Here is a 16,901-nt window from a genome sequence, read left to right as displayed (position 1 = left end):
AAATTGTAACACTGAATGCCATTCATAACAACAAAGATGCATGGATAACTTATCAATATTACGCGAAATAATGAACAATGTGTTCCTATTACTTCTGCTCAATGCAAGTGCCTTCTAAAATCATGCTTTTTATGGGTTCAAAGCTCTTTCTATGAATCGGATTAATGCCAAGCTGATGGATTGCTGAAATATGATCGGCTGTGCCATATCCCTTATTTTGCTTGAATCCATATCCAGGATACCTGGCATCATATTCATCCATCAATGAATCCCTGTATACTTTGGCAACAATCGAAGCCGCAGCGACAGAAGCGCTGATAGCATCACCATGAATCAAAGAAATCGTAGGAATTGAAAAGTGGAGCGGCATGGCATCTACGATGACAGCTTCCGGTTTTACCTTGAGTTCTTTGACCGCACGGTACATGCACAGCATGGTTGCTTCATAGATATTCAGCGAATCAATTTCTTCCGGAGACATGCTTACAATGGAGTAGTCTACAGCTGCATCCCTGATTTTCCGGGACAGCTCTTCCCTGTGTCTGGGCGTTACTTTTTTGGAATCATTAAGACCGGATGCAAACCAGTGCGCCGGCAATATGACAGCTGCTACGGTAACGGGTCCGGCAAGCGGGCCTCTTCCCACTTCGTCAATCCCTGCAATAAGGTTGATTCCTTTTTTGTAGAACTCGCTTTCCTTCTCATACATGGATTCCACGCGCAGGCGTTCTTCGCTTTCGCGTCTCAGCCTGTTCATGTAAGAAACCACGGCTTGTTTGACACCTTTGCGCTCATCAGACAGAATTTCTTCCATCAATGACGCCGGCACATCATCATTTTTCAGGATGTTCCTGATTTCCTGAATTGTCATTCGTCTTTCCCTTCCGGTATTGGATCTAATGTAATTCTTCCAAGCTTGCCATTTCGGAAATCTCTTAAAACAACCATCTCTGCCCGGTCAAAATCTATATTCCCTCCGGGGAGCAGGCAGCCTCTCCTTCGTCCGGCCTGTTCAAGAAGAACCTGCGGATCCTGATCCGGATTTTCTATATTATATTGTTCCTTTAATATTTCCGGAGAAGTCTTGCCCAGAGATGACATGAGTTCAGCCACAACTTCGCTGGCATTGAACACATCCCCGGCAATCGCTCCTGTAGCTGCCAGCCTCAGTGCAGCAGTCTGATCATCAAACTTTGGCCAGAGCACGCCTGGCGTATCAAGGAGATCCAGCCCTTCAGAAAGGCGCACCCACTGTTTTCCTCTCGTCTGGCCTGGTGTATTGGCTGTTCTTGTCGCTGCTGTTCCTGCAAGAAAATTAATCAATGAGGACTTGCCTACGTTCGGTATCCCCAAAATCATCAGACGGACAGAGCGGCTTTTCATTCCTCTCCTCTTCCATTTTGCAAGAATCGGTTCTGCTGTATCACGGATAACCTGCAGCAGTTTTTTCTTGTTCTTGCTGTTTCCTACACTCATGGGCAAAACGGGGATGCCCTTTTTTTCATAATATGAAATCCACTGGTCAGTTGCTCTTGGGTTGGCAAGATCCGCCTTGTTTAAAATAATGATTCTGGGCTTTCCTGATACAAGCTCTTCTACCATGGGATTGGCACTTGAAACAGGGATTCTGGCATCGAGCAATTCGGCGACGACATCCACTGCTTTCAAATGCTCTTCTATCATTCTCTTCGTTTTGGTCATATGACCGGGGAACCACTGAATAAGCACTTTATTTCCTCCTGCGTATTTTACTTTTATACTTATTTTATCATAAACAGCACTATTATAATGGCAATATATCCATCAGGTTTCTGTAACTACAATGAAAACAAAAAGCACCGTGACTTGAACGCCTCAGTGCTTTTATGATCAGTACTTCTGTATTTAATAAATATGTCTGATTACAAGATATACGAATGCTCCGACGGCTGCCGTACACGGAATCGTCATTACCCAGGCAGATACCATCTGATAAGCAACGCTCCAGTGAACAGCACGGAATCTTTTAGCCCAGCCGACCCCCATAATGGAACCGGTAACAACATGCGTTGTGGAAACCGGGAGATGAAGCATCGTAGCTGTAAAAATGATCGTTGCAGAGTTCAAGTCTGCAGCAAGGCCGTTGACAGGCTGCATGCGGAAAATTTTATTGCCGACAGTACGGATGATTTTCCAGCCGCCAATACTTGTTCCGAAGCACATGGCAAGAGCGCAGGCAACTTTTACTTCCCACGGAACTTCAAGCGCTCCGATATAGCCGCCAGAAAGAAGTGCCAGCGTGATAATACCCATGGATTTCTGAGCATCATTGGAACCATGGGAAAATGCCATAAGTGCGGCAGAAAGGATCTGAATATGGGTGGAGACATAGTTGACTCTGGACTTGCCTACGTTGCGGAAAACAAGGTATAGAAGAGTCATTAAGATGTAACCCATGACAAGTGCTACTACAGGCGAGCAGACGAGGCCAAGAACGATAGTCAGAACGCCGGCCAGATGAATGGCACCCGTTCCGTAAGAAATGATGACTGCGCCGATAACGCCGCCGATCAGTGCATGAGAGGAGCTCGAAGGCATCCCAATTCTCCAGGTAAAGAGATTCCAGAGGATGGCAGATGCCAGAGCCGCAGCCAGAACAACAGAATCGACCATGTGAGGAGATGTAACTATCTCTCCGCCGATAGTTTTAGCAACGCCCGTTGAAATCATTGCACCAACAAAGTTCAATATAGCCGACATAATGATCGCAACACGAGGACTTAATGCGCGCGTTGCAACACAGGTGGCAATTGCATTGGCCGTATCATGAAATCCGTTGATGAAATCGAAGCACAGTGCCAATACAATAACGACTCCAATCATGTAGATATCAGGCATATTTCATGACCACCTCTTTAATCAGGTTCCCCACCTTCTCTGCACGATTGGCGGTATCTTCCATCGCTTCCATGATTTCCTTCCACCGTATGATTTCCATGACTTCATGGGTACCGTCAAAAAGATCTGAAATCGCATTTCTGTAAACAGCATCGCCTTCACTTTCCAGCGAATTGATCTTTCTTGTACGTTCCCCTATTTCAGTTTCATTCTTGTCTATATCTTTCAGAAGACGGAAGAGGATAATCAGTTCATTGGACATTTCAATAAGGATTTCCGACATACGCAGCGGAAGTTCCCAGCCAATTCCCGCATGATAAAGCTTCAGGCTCAATACGACATCCTGTACATCATCAACGCAGTCATCAAGTGTACTGGTCAAGAGGAAGAAGTCTTCCCTGTCAATCGGAGTAATGAATACATGACGCATCTTGGTAGTAATTTCATGAGTTACACGATCTGCGGAATGCTCCAGATTCTTTACTTCTTTGGAATAACGTTCCAGCTTGGAAGGATCCTGAAGAACCTCTTTTGCCATGACAGTTCCCTTGTGGAAATATTCCGCATTTGTCACAAGAAAATCAAAGAACTCTTCATGCTTGTTAACCAGACTAAACATGATATCGGATATCCTCCATTTTTTAATATTATTATTAATTTTATGAAAAATTTACTCTATTTCCAATGTTACCTTACCTGTGTAAAATGTATGTAAATTTTGTGCTTACAAAGTTAAGTTTTTATATGATTTTTGTATTAGGAAGTTATGTACCTATTCCTTTTAGCTATAATGGTATTCAGGTCTCAATTAAGAGCATCCAATGGCAAATTTATAGCCGATGCACCTGTCAAACCGGCCGCAAGTCATATATGAATTGACATAAATACCCAATGAACCTATACTGAAAATAAAAAAAGCGGATATGCAAAGCCGCTCGTTTTTTTAGGGTAAAGGAGAATATATCATGAACAGAGAAAAGATTGCGAAAGAAATGGTGCGCCTCAAAGGCACAGAAACAGAAAAGAATCTGCGTGCAGCATATGCCGGTGAATCGCAGGCTCATGTAAAATATAATCTTTTTGCCAATAAAGCTGAAAAGGATCCGGACTGCTCCCGCCAGATTTCTGACTTATTCAGAGAAACAGCCAATAATGAAAGAGCACATGCCAAGATCTAGTTCTGGCTTGTCGGAGATCTGAGAAAATCGACCGCTGAACATCTGGAGATGGCTGCCGAAGGCGAACACGATGAATGGACCTCCATGTATCCTGAATTTGCTGAAACCGCTAAAAAAGAAGGCTTCCCGCAGATTGCATTCCTTTTCTCCAAGGTCGGCGAAATTGAAAAGTCCCATGAAACCCGCTACTAGCTTCTGCTTGCCAATGTAGAAAACGAAAGGTTGTTCAAGAGAGGTGAAAAGAAGCTCTGGATCTGCTCCAACTGCGGATACACGGTTGAATCTGTAGAAGCTCCTATTGAATGTCCTGTCTGCGGTCACCCAAGATCTTTCTTCGAAATCAAAGCTGAGAATTATTAAGATTTCGTCTGCCTTCGATTTCTTACTTAAATATGAATCAATGTAACAAAAAAAGCTGTGAAAATGATGATTCGTTTTCACAGCTTTTTATTTTCGTTAAAAGCGTTCTCCCTTATGGATACGCTCTATTGCTTCCTTGGCAGCTTTCTGCGCTGCTTCCTTTTTATTTTTTCCAACGCCCGTACCGAAGTCTTTGCCATTAATCATGATCTTCATCCAAATGGTCTTGTCATGATCGGGGCCTTCATCCCTGACAACGTCATAGCGAATATCCACGTCTCCGTGCTTCTGCGCCAGTTCCTGAAGATCGGATTTGTAATCATGATCATAATCGCCCTGATCAATCAGATCAAGGAACTTTTTCAGATGCCCCAGGATAAAACGGGCAGCGACTTCATAATTATTATCCAGATAGATGGCACCGATAACAGCTTCAAAGGCATCTCCAAGAATCGAAATCCTTGTACGCCCGCCGGAAAGTTCTTCGCCCTTTCCAAGACGCATGTACTTCCCTACCTGAAACTTGGCAGCACATTCCGCACAAGCCGGCTTGCATACTGCACTGGCTTTTGCTCTCGTCAGTTCGCCTTCCGGCCATGACGGGAAACGCAGAAAAAGATATTCACCGACAACAAGATCCAGGACTGCATCGCCTAAAAACTCAAGTCTCTCATTGTCATGGATCACTTCATTCTTATGTTCATTCGCATAAGACGTATGTGTCAATGCAGTATTTAGCAGCTGAATGTTCTGCACAGGAATCTGATTTTCTTCAGCAAATTCCCTCACTTCTGCGAGACGTTCCTTCCGTCTTATTTCCGAATGATTCATTCTTCATAGCGCCTCAGGATAACAACAGCATTATGTCCGCCAAAGCCGAATGCATTGGACATGGTTACATCAACCTTCATGTCTCTCGGGCCTTCCGGAGCGTAGTCAAGATCACATTCCGGATCCGGAGTAACCAGGTTCAGTGTCTGATGAACCTTATTGTTCATAATGGACATGACGCAGACGATTGCTTCAACTGCGCCTGCAGCGCCAAGAAGATGCCCTGTCATGGATTTTGTTGAATTGACAACGATATCATAGGCATGTTTTCCAAGTACTTTCTTGATTGCCTTGGTTTCGTTCTTGTCGTTAAGACCTGTGGATGTGCCATGCGCATTGATGTAATCGATGTCTTCCGGAGAAATTCCTGCATCATCGATAGCTTTCTGCATGCAGCGTGCTGCAAGTTCGCCATCCGGTCTTGGAGCTGTAATATGGTATGCATCACCATTTGTGCCGTAGCCGATAACTTCAGCATAAATATGTGCGCCTCTGTTTTTAGCGTGTTCCAGTTCTTCAAGAATCAGGACGCCGCTGCCTTCACTGAGAACAAATCCGTCACGTCTGATATCAAACGGGCAGGATGCTTCTTCCGGAGGGCAGTCTCTTGAGGAGAGTGCTTTCATGGCAGCAAATCCAGCCATCGGTGTCTTCGCTACTGCAGCTTCGGTGCCGCCGGCAAACATGACATCGGCATCACCGTACTGGATCATTCTTGTTGCTCTTCCAATTGCATTGTTGCCGGAAGCGCATGCTGTTACATCAGCAAGTACCGGTCCCATCAGGCCGAATGTAATGGAAATCTGGCCGGAAGCCATGTTTGCAATCATCATCGGTACAGCAAACGGGTTGACCTTTGCAGAACCGCGGGTATCGATGCGGTGTACGGTATCTTCCATTGTCTTGATGCCGCCGATGCCCGTTCCGATGATGGTTCCTACACGGTTTGGATCTTCATTAGCCATATCCAGCTTTGCATCGTTAACTGCCATCTTAGCTGCTGCTACAGCGAACTGGGCATTTCTGTCCATGTGACGTACAGCTTTTTTATCTCCAACATATTTTTCAGGATCAAAGCCTTTGACTTCGCCTGCGATCTTTACAGGGAAATCTGTTGCATCAAATTCAGTAATCGGAGCGATGCCGGATTTTCCTGCCAGCAGCGCATCCCAAAATTCTTCTGTTCCAATACCAACAGGGGTTACTGCACCCATCCCTGTAATAACGACTCTTCTCTTTTCCATAAAGGAGCACCTCACTAAAAAAATATGATTATTATGTATTCGATCCCAGGACAAAACCTCAAAAAAACGGATGACAGCAGATACGTAATCCGCTTTTTTGAGGCATTTTCCCCAATTTTCCTTATCATATTGGTTTACCGGGGAAGCAATATACTTCCCCGGCTCCATTATGAATATCAAATTCACTACTTATTACTGAATCTGGCTGTCGATATAGTCTACAGCGTTCTTTACTGTCTTGATCTTTTCAGCAGCATCATCCGGAATTTCAATATCGAATTCTTCTTCGAATGCCATGATCAATTCAACAATATCGAGGGAATCAGCGCCCAAGTCGTCAATAAAAGTGGAATCGATAGTAACGTCAGCTTCGTTAACGCCGAGCTGATCAACTACGATTTTCTTGACTCTGTCAAATGTGCTCATTGAGATTTCACCACCTTTCAAAGTATTCGTACCTTTTAGATTATATTACATAACCATTCCGCCGTCTACATTCAAAACTTGTCCGGTAATATAACTTGCTTCATCAGATGCAAGGAAACATACCGCTTTTGCAACGTCTTCAGCCTGACCCATACGGCCCAGTGGAATGGACAGAAGCATATTAGCCTTGAGATCTTCAGGAATCTTGTCGGTCATATCTGTACCGATGAATCCTGGAGCCACAGCATTTACACGGATATTTCTTGCTGCCAGTTCCTTTGCGCAGGCTTTTGTAAATCCTACAATGCCTGCTTTGGCTGCAGCGTAGTTAGCCTGGCCGATGTTTCCGGTCAGACCAACGACGGAAGAAATATTTACGATTGCACCATTTTTCTTGCGCATCATCATTGCAGCAGCAGCCTTAGTCGTAAGGAATACGCTCTTCAAGTCTGTTGCAATGACTGCATCCCAGTTTTCTTCCTTCATGCGGATCAAAAGAGCATCTCTGTTGATGCCTGCATTGTTTACAAGAACATCGAGACCGCCGAATTCTGTCTTGATCGTTTTGAAAATACGATCGACATCTTCGCTGACTGAAACATCTCCCTGAATGGTGAATGCTTTTCCGCCGGCATTTTCGATTTCAGTCTTTACTGCTTCTGCAGCTTCGCGGCTTCCTGCATAGTTGAGAGCTACTGCATATCCTCTTGATGCGAGCATGAGAGCAATTGCTCTGCCGATACCGCGTGATGCTCCTGTTACAAGTGCTGTCTTTCCCAGATTCTCCATCATTATTCTCCCTTCAATGTTGAAACTACTTCATTTATTGTATCTATATCTTCAGCATGCAGATTGGTGACGGAGCGGTCAATTTTTCTCATGAATCCGGACAGCACGGTTCCAGGTCCTACTTCAACAGTGCAGTCAACACCGCCGGCAATCATATTTCTTACAGATTCTTCCCAGTGTACTGCATGAGCAGCCTGATCCACCAGATTCTTTCTGATCTCATCTGCCTTTGTTTCTTCCTTTGCATTTACATTTGCAAAGACAGGAATCAGTGTATCATGAATTGAGATTGTGTCAAGTACTTCCTTCAGGCGTTTTGCTGCCGGTTCCATCAAAGTCGAATGGAATGGAGCACTGACTTTAAGCATGACTGCTCTTCTTGCTCCGGCTTCTTTAAGTGCGCCGCATGCTTTTTCCACTGCGCCTGCTTCACCTGCAATGACGACCTGTCCCGGGCAGTTGAAATTAACCGCCTGCACAGGTGCATCCTCGGTAGAAACATCTCCGCAGATCTTAACGATTTCATCAGGTGTAAGTCCGATGACAGCAGCCATAGCACCCTTTCCGAGCGGTACAGCTTCCTGCATGAATTTTCCGCGCAGATGAACGGTATGAACGGCATCAGCAAAGGAAAGTGCGCCTGCTGCTACCAGGGCAGAGTATTCGCCAAGACTGTGTCCGGCAGCAATATCTGCTTCAATCCCGTTTTCCTTAAGTACCTGCCATACTGCAACACTGGCAGCAAGAATGGCCGGCTGTGTAAATTCTGTCTTCATCAGTTCGGCGTCCGGACCTTCAAACATCATTTTGGAAATGGAGAATCCAAGGGTATTATCAGCTTCATGAATCAGCGATTTTACAGAATCGTACTTTTCATAAAGATCATGCACCATTCCTACTTTCTGTGAGCCTTGTCCCGGGAAAAGAAATGCAATTTTCATCGTATCACCTCATGTAAATACAGCTTACTTTTTACTATATATTATAGATATAATATTGTCTTATTATCGCGGCGATCAGTCCAACGAATGGATCATGGGAATTCCTGTTACATCCAGCGAAGGACATCACAGCCCCATGTCAAACCTGCTCCAAAGCCTGTCAGGACCACATAGTCCCCGTGTTTTACCAGGCCTGCCCGGACGGCCTCATCCAAAGCAATGCCGACCGATGCTGCAGACGTATTGCCGTAGCGGTCAACATTGACATACATCCGGTCAGACGGGATCGAGAGTTTCTTGGCAAGAGACTGAATGATCCTGTCATTGGCCTGATGGGCAATGAACATATTGATATCTTCCTTCGTAATTCCTGCTTTTTCCAAAGTGCTGAGTGTTGTCTGTCCCATATGACGGACAGCCGCCTTGAACACTTCCGAGCCTTCCATATGGATATAAATACGTTTCGAATCGATGGCTCTGTGCGTAACAGGTTCTGCCACGCCGCTTGCCGGGATATTCAAAATCTTGCCAAGACTTCCGTCGGATCCAAGCTCAGATGCCAGAAGACCGTAGCCTTCATCCACCTGTCCAATGACCGCTGCTCCTGCGCCATCGCCGAAGAGAATACATGTAGAACGGTCCTGCCAGTCAACAAGCCTGGAAAGAATTTCAGCACCTATGACCAGAACATTATCATACATGCCCGCCTTGACCATGTTTGAAGCGCATGCTACCGCATAAATATATCCGGAGCAGCCTGCGGAGATATCCATGGCTCCTGCGTGTTTTGCACCCATCTTGTCCTGAACCATGCAGGCTGTAGAAGGCACGACGTAGTCAGGAGAAGCTGTTGCGACCAGTATGAAATCAATATCATCAATTGTTTTTCCCGCAGCCTCCAACGCTTTTTCAGCTGCTTTCACGCAAAGGTCCGATGTGGTTTCCGATGCAGAAGCAATGTGCCTCGTTGCGATCCCTGTCCGCGTCCGGATCCATTCATCCGATGTATCTACCATCTTTTCCAAGTCGGCATTTGACAGGATTTTCTCTGGCGCGTAGTGGCCGGTTCCAAGAATACTGGCAAATCGTAGCTCAGCCATATATTAAATCTCCTTATCTGTTACTGACTTTTCCTCTTCGCTTTCTGCCTTTGTGCTTTCATTCAGCTGTGCCAGCGTTTCAGTGACTACCTTGTCCAAATTCTCTTTGCAGACATCTTCAGCCATGCGGATAGCATTTTTGATTGCCTTCGCTTTGGATGCACCATGGCAGATAATCAGTCCGCCGTTGATACCGAGAAGCGGAGCTCCGCCATATTCAGCGTAATCCATAGGTTTGGCCAGATATTTCTTCAGTGCCGGAGCAAGAAGCAGCGCTCCGATCTTTGCTCGGATTCCGCCTTTAGTCACTGCGTCTTTCAGCAATGTCTTGACAAGCTTGCCTGCGCCTTCGCCAAATTTAAGGACAACATTTCCTGTGAATCCATCAGTAACGACAACATCAAACTCTCCAGTCATGATATCTCTTCCTTCTGCATTTCCCGAGAAAGGAATAATAGACTGGTTTTGAAGAACTTTGTTTGCTTCTGTTACAAGCGGGCTTCCCTTCGTATCTTCTTCACCGATGTTCAAAAGACCGATACGCGGATTCTTGATGCCTGCCACTTTAGAAGCATAAATATATCCCAATATTGCATTCTGGACATACGTTTCTACCTTGGGCTGGGCACTTGCGCCTGAATCAATCAGGTAAGTGTACCTTCCCTTTTCATTTGGAATTGGAGTCAGTATGGCAGGACGTTCAATTCCCTTGATTCGTCCGATTCCAAGAAGTCCGGCAGTGACAGCTGCACCAGTAGATCCCGGAGCGACGAGAGCTCCGCATTCCTTGGCTCTCACAAGACGGGCTCCGACTGATACAGATGCATCCTTCTTCTTACGATAAGCCAGTCCGGGATGTTCTCCCATTTCAATGACTTCAGACGCATGGTGAATTTCTATCAGAGGATTGTTCTCTTCATGATTATTTTTCAGAATCGTTAAAATCTGTTCTTTGTCCCCTACAAGCACAACCGGAATCTTGAATTCTCTAACGGCTTGTATGGAGCCCAATACAATTTCAAGCGGCGCAAAATCGCCGCCCATTGCGTCAACGGCTATTTTTTCCATGGAATGCCTCCATCAGTTTAAAATCTCCATAATGAATTTCGCGCGGTAAACTTCTATGTCGCCGTCAAAAAATCCAATATATATGTACTTTTTCTTGCCTCTCATCAGTACGATTCTGCCCTTGACGGCCAGAACGGTATTCGGCTTTACCGGAACTTTGTATTTAATATTCCCGACCTGTGTGGGTGCAAAAGGGACACCAGCCAGCTTCTCTGCAAAATTTGAGGCTGCACCATAAAGTTTGTCACCTGCCACTGCTCCTGTTGAATCCGCCATTTCAGATGTTGTCCGGAAAAGGCCTACACCCTTCACACCGACATCGAGATCCAATACGTGAACACCTTCAACGTACTCGGAAGGATGTCCGAAAACGAGCTGTTCCATCCGTTCGCGCATTTGCGGAATCCCCAGCGTCTGCCTATCCAGACGGATCGTTGCTGAGGACACAGAAAAATGCTTTGCCAGATCTTCATCTGTCAGGCACGGATTTTGACGCAGTATTTTCTGCATTTCTTCTCTTCTGGCATTTTTATCCATTTTACGTTTTCACCCACCTTATATCACCTGCCGATAATACTATACCACAATCACGCAAGTCCTGTATAACTTATTTTGAAAACTAGTGTGCATCTGCATTCATCAAAGCCCGTAAATCCTGCCTTTTTCGTCTCCATGCCCTCCCGTTTCTTAAAGATATATTTTAAGATATATTTTGGCAATTTTATCCTCCAATCCATATTCCCGCACCGTTTTGCCATGATTTGGAAAACCATGTTCTGAATCAAAGAAAGTCTTGCTATAACTCGATGAATTTTTAACTGGTTCATTGTATAATAGATATACAGTCATCAGGCAGCATGCTTTTCATCTGCCTGGATTTCCTGAATATAGAGGACCTGTCATCCTTAGCGGAGGAAGAAAATTCCCTTGCCCCACTGCGGTTCAAGGGAAAATTTTATTTTGATAATTAAAACTAATTTTTGTTTTTGTTTTAATTTTATGGCAGTCTCTTTCTCAATATCATGATTGACTTATTTCGTTTCTTATCATAAACTACAATAAACACGGAATATAAAACACAAGTTTTAATCGCTAAACTTAGTTAAACGCTTTCTATTAATCGTATATATATTTCGAAAGTATTTTTGCATCTTTTAGGAGTGATAATATGCAATTACCCGCATTACACATTGGCGAATTAACCGCCAGAGTCCCGATCGTCCAGGGTGGTATGGGAATCGGCGTAAGCCTTTCCGGTCTCGCCGGGGCAGTCGCACGTGAAGGCGGCGTAGGTGTCATTTCCGCTGCCCAGGTCGGTTTTAATGAACCAGACTTCATGACCAATACTGTTGAGGCCAACAAGAGAGCTCTCGCCAAACAGCTGAAGAAAGCACGCGAAATTGCCGGGGACGGTATCATAGGTGTCAACATCATGTGGCGCGGACAGCATTACGAAGACTATGCACGCTGTGCTGTTGAAAACGGCGCCAATATCATTTTCTCCGGTGCTGGCCTTCCATCTGACCTTCCGGACTGCGTTGAAGGCACTTCCACCAAAATCGCACCGATTATCGGTTCCCCGAAGGCAGCACGCGTCATTCTCCATCTTTGGGAAAGACATCATCACCGCACAGCCGATATGATTGTTATTGAAGGACCTAAGGCTGGCGGCCATCTCGGCTATACCCGCGAGCAGGTGAAAATGCATGAGAGTGACGGCTACGAAAAGGAAATCGAGGAAATTCTTGATGTCGTCAAAGAATTTGAAGAGAAATTCAACAAGAAAATCCCCGTTGTTTTCGGCGGCGGCATTTTCGATAAGAAGGACATTGAACACTACCTCTCGCTGGGTCTTTCCGGCGTACAGATGGCTACGCGCTTTGTTGCTACCAAGGAATGCGATGCTTCTGATGCGTTTAAGAATATGTACGTCAAAGCAAAGGAAGGCGATGTTACCATCGTTCAGAGTCCGGTCCATATGCCGGGACGCGCTCTGCTGAATCCTTTTGTCAAAGCTTTCCGCCAGCACAGAATTCCGGTCACCAACTGCTTCCACTGCCTGAAGACCTGCGATCCGGCTACTACCCCCTACTGCATCTCCATGGCACTGATCCGTGCCGTCCGCGGAGATGTCGATCATGGTCTGGTATTTTCCGGTGCTAATTCGTGGAAGATCGACAAAATCACAACCGTTCACGATCTGATTCAGGAACTCACCCAGGATCCGGTTGATGAAACAATCCCGACGGATGCCTCTGATAAGACAATCCCTGTTGAACAGGTAAAGAAACAAGCATAACGAAAATAAAAAACGTCCGGCTCAGACCGGACATTTTTTATTGCTTTGATTTTTCTGTCCTGATTATTTTTTCAAGTGATGGCTTCCGCGTTCAGTCAGAGGAACTCCGGCCTTGCACAGCGGGCAGTCTTTCGGATCATAGGTCGGGACTGTCAGATTCAGGAGCGGGAACACTTTTTCCTGTGGAACTCCAAAGTCTGCCTTGCCGCCGGAGCGGTTGACCAGAAGGCCGATGCCTACGATATCTCCGCCTGCCTTATTGACTACATCCACGACTTCTTTGATGGAGCTGCCGGTGGTAACGATATCTTCAACAATCAGCACTTTTTCACCTGGCGCAATGGTGAATCCGCGTCTGAGTGTCATCTTGCCATTTTCACGTTCTGTAAAAATGGATCTGACTCCAAGGATTCTTGCAGTAACCTGCGAGAGGATAATTCCGCCGGTAGCCGGTCCGATAACTGTTTCGATTCCCTGGTCCTTGAAATGTTCTGCAATTTCCCTGCAAAGTTTTTCTGTGTATTCAGGATGCTGGAGAACGTTGAATTTTTCTACATAAAGCGGGCTGTGGAGGCCGCTGGTCAGAAGAAAATGTCCCTCTAAAATAGCTTTGGTTTCCTTTAGTAAAGTTTCTACTTCCTTCTCATTCATCATGCATTCTCCTTTATCTCTTTTAAAATCAGGCGGGTTGCTGCCTTCGGATCAATTGCCTGTGTAATAGGACGGCCAATGACCAGCATTGAAGCTCCGTCTTTAAATGCCTGGGATGGCGTTGCTATACGCTTCTGGTCATCCGTCTGTGCAAATGCAGGACGTATGCCCGGCGTAACGATGAGAAAATCATCTCCAGCCATCTCACGGATGGAAGTTGCTTCCTTCGGGGATGCTACGACACCGTCAACGCCTGCCTCCTTGGCAAGGGATGCCAGTTCAAGTACATGATCCTGGATCGGAAGATGTCCTCCGATTTCCTGCCAGCCTTTATCATCAAAGCTGGTAAGAACTGTTACTGCCAGAATCTTTGGTCTTTCCACTTCTAATTCATCAGCGGTTATTTTGGCATAACGCGCAGCAGCCTGCATCATGGCTCTTCCGCCTCCAGCATGGACCGTAATAAGATTTACGCCTAATCTGGTAACGGAAGCGACGCTGTGTCCCACCGTATTCGGAATGTCATGCAGCTTTAGATCCAGGAACACCTTTTTCCCATGTTCCTTCAAATAATGGATCGTTGCGCTGCCGGCACTATAATAGAGTTCCATTCCTACTTTATAATAGGAAACCAGATCACCTAACTCATCAACAAGCGCTTTCATACTGTCAAAAGAATCTACGTCAAGCGCTACGATCAGACGATCATCCGCTTTATAGATTTCCTTTTCTTCTTCCATGCTCGCTCTCCCTTCCTGACTATAAATATATATCCGATTCATTATACCATTTAAACCCGGCAATGACACTTAATTTTCTCCGGATATTTTCTTTTGCACGGCGGATTGTATAATTAAGTTGAACACTTAAAAATCCATAGCGAACCCTTGTGGTAAAATGTAGTTGCACAAAAAACACAACCACAAAGGAGAATCACTATGGATCAAAATCATTTTACCACGGATACGTTACGCAAAAAAGGGGCTCATTTAACTTTTGAGGAACGAGTCATTATCCAAACGCGTCTCCGCGACAAGCAATCGTATCGGAGCATAGCCCGTGAGATTGGGTGCTGTGTCAATACGGTACGCAACGAGGTGAAGCGTGGCAAGGTTCTTTGCTATAACGGCAAGGTGGAACGCTATCGCGCAGCAGACGGGCAAAGCACCTATGAGGCGCATCGCGAAAACTGTGGTCGCAAATGCGACGCCATAGCAAAGGGAGCATTCCTCGACTATGTGCAGAAGAGACTTCAGGAACATCACTGGTCGCTCGATGCCTGCTTTGGCAGGGCACTGGTTACGGGAGAATTTCAACGTGGCGAGATGGTCTGTACGAAAACCCTGTACAACTATGTCACGCTGGGGCTCCTAGGAAAAATCAAGAGTATTGACCTGCCCTTGCGCGTCAAGCGAAAAAACGCCAGGAAGCGGGTTCGTGAGCGTAAGAAGAAGTTCGGCCGCAGTATAGATGAGCGCGATCCTTCTGTGGATGAGCGTCAGGATTTCGGGCATTGGGAGTGTGACCTTGTACTGGGATCTCGCTCAAAGGACGAAGTACTGCTGACTCTGGTTGAGCGCAAGACACGCTGTTCCCTCATCAGAAAACTGCCCAACAAGGAAAGTGCCTCTGTAATAGCAGCCTTCAGAAAATTGAAGGATGGAATGTTCCGCGGCTGTTTCAGCCGAGTGTTCCTCAGCATTACGACAGACAATGGCAGTGAGTTTTCTAGCCTGTCGGAGCTAGAGAAACTAAGTCACACACGGATCTATTATGCGCATCCGTACTGCTCCAGCGACAAATGTACGAATGAGAATCACAACGGCTTATTCCGTCGATTTCTTCCCAAAGGGAAGAAAATCCAGGATTACCCAGTGGAACACATTTCCAGAGTAGAGTGCTGGGCCAACACCCTGCCAAGAAAAATACTCGGCTATAAGACACCCGAGGAGTGTTTTAGGGAAGAAATGCTTGCAGCACTTACTGTATAAAGATTCGCCGGGTGTTCAACTTATTATTGCAATTCGGGTTTTCTTTTGCACTCATTTTTAATCTTAATAAAATAAATTCATTTTCTTTTGTTATTTTCTTTCTACGCACATACCGATTCACAAGATTTCAATAAAAAACCGTACCGGCTTTGATTTTTTGCCGGTACGGTTTTTGCTGCCTGAGAAAGGCTCATATTTCACTATTTTGTCGAAGCGGAAGCCGCCTGAAGAGCTGCTTCATGGATCATATGCACTGTGACAGAGTTGAAATCAACAGGTGACGGGAGTGCCTTTACTTCTTTGAAGCCTACTCCGAGCTTGCCCGTATAATACGCGACGGCTTCTCCCTTTGAATTAATTTTGGCGGCATAAATTGTCTTGTCATCGCCAAGACCTACGAGGCGGAAGGCACCAGGAGGTGAAATGACGCGCCAGGAGCTGTCATCGCCGTTAAATGTATACATGATGCCCTTCTGGCTGTCGTCGTAGAAGAGTCTGTCTTCATCATAGAATACAGCAATCTTGCCGATATGGGAGGTCTGCACGTAAATACGGCGTGTGTCATAGTTGGCATCCGTACGGTAAATACGGTACAGTCCCTTTCCGACTTCCATCTTCATGTAAACTGCATTGGTCGCTGTAGAATAAGCAACGGAAACGATTTTGGCATCACGCGGAAGATCCCTGATCGGTGCATCTGACTCATGAGTCGTACCTTCAGGATTGTAACGGGCCAGCGTCACGTCCCAGCGTCCGCCATTCCAGTGAATAGGATACAGCGCCATCAGTGCCAGATTGCGGTCAGGCATCCATTCGAAGAAGGATACGCCCTGATTCTTCAGATCCACCTTCTGCGGATTGCTGAGGTTTTCAGCTTTATAAATGGTGACCGAGTCAGCTGTTACGTCAGCCATGTACTTGTAATCGTAGGAATAATACGCTTTCCCCTTGACGTTTACCTTGGAGAAAGTCTTTTTCCCTTCTTTTTCTGCTGCTTCTGCTACTTTATCCTTTACATCGGACATGTCGTAGTCTCCGCTTGCAAGCGGTGCAAATAAGACCCTGTCCATGTAAAGGTAGGCGCCTGCCTGAACCGTTAATCCAAGAGCAAAGCAAATCATAAATTTCGTAATTTTATTTTTCAAT

General features: G+C 45.6%; 17 protein-coding genes and 1 pseudogene. 3 read left to right on the top strand and 15 right to left on the bottom strand.

Annotated elements, in window-relative coordinates; translation table 11 throughout:
• Nucleotides 1-88: 88 nt before the first annotated feature.
• The 4 genes from Dia5BBH33_RS03595 to Dia5BBH33_RS03580 all read right to left on the bottom strand — a co-directional run bounded on the left by Dia5BBH33_RS03595 (nt 89) and on the right by Dia5BBH33_RS03580 (nt 3,496).
• Complete coding sequence (locus Dia5BBH33_RS03595; protein ID WP_108849818.1) at nt 89-871, bottom strand: ribonuclease HII; 783 nt, start codon at nt 869-871, stop codon at nt 89-91.
• Nucleotides 868-1,728, bottom strand: coding sequence for a ribosome biogenesis GTPase YlqF (gene ylqF / locus Dia5BBH33_RS03590; protein ID WP_143332400.1), 861 nt, complete (start codon nt 1,726-1,728; stop codon nt 868-870). The genes Dia5BBH33_RS03595 and ylqF overlap by 4 nt, the downstream gene beginning before the upstream one ends.
• 156 nt (nt 1,729-1,884) lie before the next feature.
• Entirely contained in the window at nt 1,885-2,877 is a 993-nt protein-coding gene (locus Dia5BBH33_RS03585; RefSeq protein ID WP_022382663.1) for an inorganic phosphate transporter, read from the bottom strand.
• Nucleotides 2,870-3,496 (bottom strand): DUF47 domain-containing protein, encoded by a 627-nt coding sequence (locus Dia5BBH33_RS03580; protein WP_022382662.1) that lies wholly within the window; start codon nt 3,494-3,496, stop codon nt 2,870-2,872. The genes Dia5BBH33_RS03585 and Dia5BBH33_RS03580 overlap by 8 nt, the downstream gene beginning before the upstream one ends.
• A gap of 373 nt (nt 3,497-3,869) precedes the next feature.
• Between Dia5BBH33_RS03580 and rbr the strand changes: the two are divergent.
• Nucleotides 3,870-4,415, top strand: a pseudogene (gene rbr, locus Dia5BBH33_RS03575) (rubrerythrin).
• A 96-nt stretch (nt 4,416-4,511) separates the two neighbouring features.
• Here rbr and rnc read toward each other — a convergent pair.
• The 8 genes from rnc to Dia5BBH33_RS03535 all read right to left on the bottom strand — a co-directional run bounded on the left by rnc (nt 4,512) and on the right by Dia5BBH33_RS03535 (nt 11,351).
• A complete protein-coding gene (gene rnc, locus Dia5BBH33_RS03570; RefSeq protein ID WP_022382659.1) occupies nt 4,512-5,246 on the bottom strand; it encodes a ribonuclease III in 735 nt (244 codons plus the stop codon).
• The gene (fabF, locus tag Dia5BBH33_RS03565) at nt 5,243-6,490 is read right to left on the bottom strand and encodes a beta-ketoacyl-ACP synthase II (RefSeq protein ID WP_022382658.1); all 1,248 of its coding nucleotides are present in this window, start codon (nt 6,488-6,490) and stop codon (nt 5,243-5,245) included. The genes rnc and fabF overlap by 4 nt, the downstream gene beginning before the upstream one ends.
• Nucleotides 6,491-6,682: 192 nt before the next feature.
• A complete protein-coding gene (locus Dia5BBH33_RS03560) occupies nt 6,683-6,916 on the bottom strand; it encodes an acyl carrier protein (RefSeq protein ID WP_008858827.1) in 234 nt (77 codons plus the stop codon).
• 45 nt (nt 6,917-6,961) lie between these two features.
• The gene (fabG, locus tag Dia5BBH33_RS03555; protein WP_232518114.1) at nt 6,962-7,705 is read right to left on the bottom strand and encodes a 3-oxoacyl-[acyl-carrier-protein] reductase; all 744 of its coding nucleotides are present in this window, start codon (nt 7,703-7,705) and stop codon (nt 6,962-6,964) included.
• Nucleotides 7,706-7,707: 2 nt separating this feature from the next.
• Complete coding sequence (gene fabD, locus Dia5BBH33_RS03550; protein WP_143332398.1) at nt 7,708-8,646, bottom strand: ACP S-malonyltransferase; 939 nt, start codon at nt 8,644-8,646, stop codon at nt 7,708-7,710.
• Between the two features lie 107 nt (nt 8,647-8,753).
• A complete protein-coding gene (locus Dia5BBH33_RS03545; RefSeq protein WP_108849824.1) occupies nt 8,754-9,746 on the bottom strand; it encodes a beta-ketoacyl-ACP synthase III in 993 nt (330 codons plus the stop codon).
• Between the two features lie 3 nt (nt 9,747-9,749).
• Nucleotides 9,750-10,814 carry a phosphate acyltransferase PlsX gene (gene plsX, locus Dia5BBH33_RS03540; RefSeq protein ID WP_022382654.1) on the bottom strand — a complete coding sequence of 355 codons (1,065 nt, stop codon included), beginning with the start codon at nt 10,812-10,814 and terminating at the stop codon, nt 9,750-9,752.
• A gap of 12 nt (nt 10,815-10,826) precedes the next feature.
• The gene (locus tag Dia5BBH33_RS03535) at nt 10,827-11,351 is read right to left on the bottom strand and encodes a DeoR family transcriptional regulator (RefSeq protein WP_022382653.1); all 525 of its coding nucleotides are present in this window, start codon (nt 11,349-11,351) and stop codon (nt 10,827-10,829) included.
• Nucleotides 11,352-11,982: 631 nt separating this feature from the next.
• Here Dia5BBH33_RS03535 and Dia5BBH33_RS03530 point away from each other — a divergent pair.
• Nucleotides 11,983-13,113 carry an NAD(P)H-dependent flavin oxidoreductase gene (locus tag Dia5BBH33_RS03530; protein ID WP_143332397.1) on the top strand — a complete coding sequence of 377 codons (1,131 nt, stop codon included), beginning with the start codon at nt 11,983-11,985 and terminating at the stop codon, nt 13,111-13,113.
• A gap of 63 nt (nt 13,114-13,176) precedes the next feature.
• Here the strand turns inward: Dia5BBH33_RS03530 and pyrE are convergent, their stop codons facing one another.
• Together pyrE and pyrF are read right to left on the bottom strand one after the other, a co-directional pair.
• Complete coding sequence (gene pyrE, locus Dia5BBH33_RS03525) at nt 13,177-13,767, bottom strand: orotate phosphoribosyltransferase (protein ID WP_143332396.1); 591 nt, start codon at nt 13,765-13,767, stop codon at nt 13,177-13,179.
• On the bottom strand, nt 13,764-14,504 hold the full coding sequence (gene pyrF, locus Dia5BBH33_RS03520) for an orotidine-5'-phosphate decarboxylase (RefSeq protein WP_022382650.1): 741 nt from the start codon (nt 14,502-14,504) through the stop codon (nt 13,764-13,766). The genes pyrE and pyrF overlap by 4 nt, the downstream gene beginning before the upstream one ends.
• Before the next feature lie 198 nt (nt 14,505-14,702).
• Here pyrF and Dia5BBH33_RS03515 point away from each other — a divergent pair, with 198 nt between their 5' ends.
• Nucleotides 14,703-15,755, top strand: a complete 1,053-nt coding sequence (locus Dia5BBH33_RS03515) for an IS30 family transposase (protein WP_143332395.1) — start codon at nt 14,703-14,705, stop codon at nt 15,753-15,755.
• 200 nt (nt 15,756-15,955) lie between these two features.
• Here Dia5BBH33_RS03515 and Dia5BBH33_RS03510 read toward each other — a convergent pair whose 3' ends face one another.
• On the bottom strand, nt 15,956-16,900 hold the full coding sequence (locus tag Dia5BBH33_RS03510) for a hypothetical protein (RefSeq protein ID WP_231939233.1): 945 nt from the start codon (nt 16,898-16,900) through the stop codon (nt 15,956-15,958).
• Between the last annotated feature and the right edge of the window lies 1 nt (nt 16,901).

It is taken from the genome of Dialister hominis (assembly GCF_007164725.1).
In the GTDB taxonomy this organism is placed as follows: Bacteria; Bacillota; Negativicutes; order Veillonellales; family Dialisteraceae; genus Dialister; species Dialister hominis.
The sequence above is the reverse complement of the archived record's forward strand: the minus strand, read 5'-3'. Positions and strand labels throughout refer to the sequence as shown.

What these genes read in the sequence shown, in the direction of transcription:
- pyrE (WP_143332396.1), bottom strand. Translation starts at nt 13,767, where the DNA reads ATGATGAATGAGAAGGAAGTAGAAACTTTACTAAAGGAAACCAAAGCT.
- pyrF (WP_022382650.1), bottom strand. Translation starts at nt 14,504, where the DNA reads ATGGAAGAAGAAAAGGAAATCTATAAAGCGGATGATCGTCTGATCGTA.
- fabD (WP_143332398.1), bottom strand. Translation starts at nt 8,646, where the DNA reads ATGAAAATTGCATTTCTTTTCCCGGGACAAGGCTCACAGAAAGTAGGA.
- fabG (WP_232518114.1), bottom strand. Translation starts at nt 7,705, where the DNA reads ATGGAGAATCTGGGAAAGACAGCACTTGTAACAGGAGCATCACGCGGT.
- Dia5BBH33_RS03595 (WP_108849818.1), bottom strand. Translation starts at nt 871, where the DNA reads ATGACAATTCAGGAAATCAGGAACATCCTGAAAAATGATGATGTGCCG.
- plsX (WP_022382654.1), bottom strand. Translation starts at nt 10,814, where the DNA reads ATGGAAAAAATAGCCGTTGACGCAATGGGCGGCGATTTTGCGCCGCTT.
- Dia5BBH33_RS03515 (WP_143332395.1), top strand. Translation starts at nt 14,703, where the DNA reads ATGGATCAAAATCATTTTACCACGGATACGTTACGCAAAAAAGGGGCT.
- rnc (WP_022382659.1), bottom strand. Translation starts at nt 5,246, where the DNA reads ATGAATCATTCGGAAATAAGACGGAAGGAACGTCTCGCAGAAGTGAGG.
- Dia5BBH33_RS03585 (WP_022382663.1), bottom strand. Translation starts at nt 2,877, where the DNA reads ATGCCTGATATCTACATGATTGGAGTCGTTATTGTATTGGCACTGTGC.
- Dia5BBH33_RS03545 (WP_108849824.1), bottom strand. Translation starts at nt 9,746, where the DNA reads ATGGCTGAGCTACGATTTGCCAGTATTCTTGGAACCGGCCACTACGCG.
- Dia5BBH33_RS03580 (WP_022382662.1), bottom strand. Translation starts at nt 3,496, where the DNA reads ATGTTTAGTCTGGTTAACAAGCATGAAGAGTTCTTTGATTTTCTTGTG.
- Dia5BBH33_RS03535 (WP_022382653.1), bottom strand. Translation starts at nt 11,351, where the DNA reads ATGGATAAAAATGCCAGAAGAGAAGAAATGCAGAAAATACTGCGTCAA.
- Dia5BBH33_RS03560 (WP_008858827.1), bottom strand. Translation starts at nt 6,916, where the DNA reads ATGAGCACATTTGACAGAGTCAAGAAAATCGTAGTTGATCAGCTCGGC.
- fabF (WP_022382658.1), bottom strand. Translation starts at nt 6,490, where the DNA reads ATGGAAAAGAGAAGAGTCGTTATTACAGGGATGGGTGCAGTAACCCCT.
- Dia5BBH33_RS03530 (WP_143332397.1), top strand. Translation starts at nt 11,983, where the DNA reads ATGCAATTACCCGCATTACACATTGGCGAATTAACCGCCAGAGTCCCG.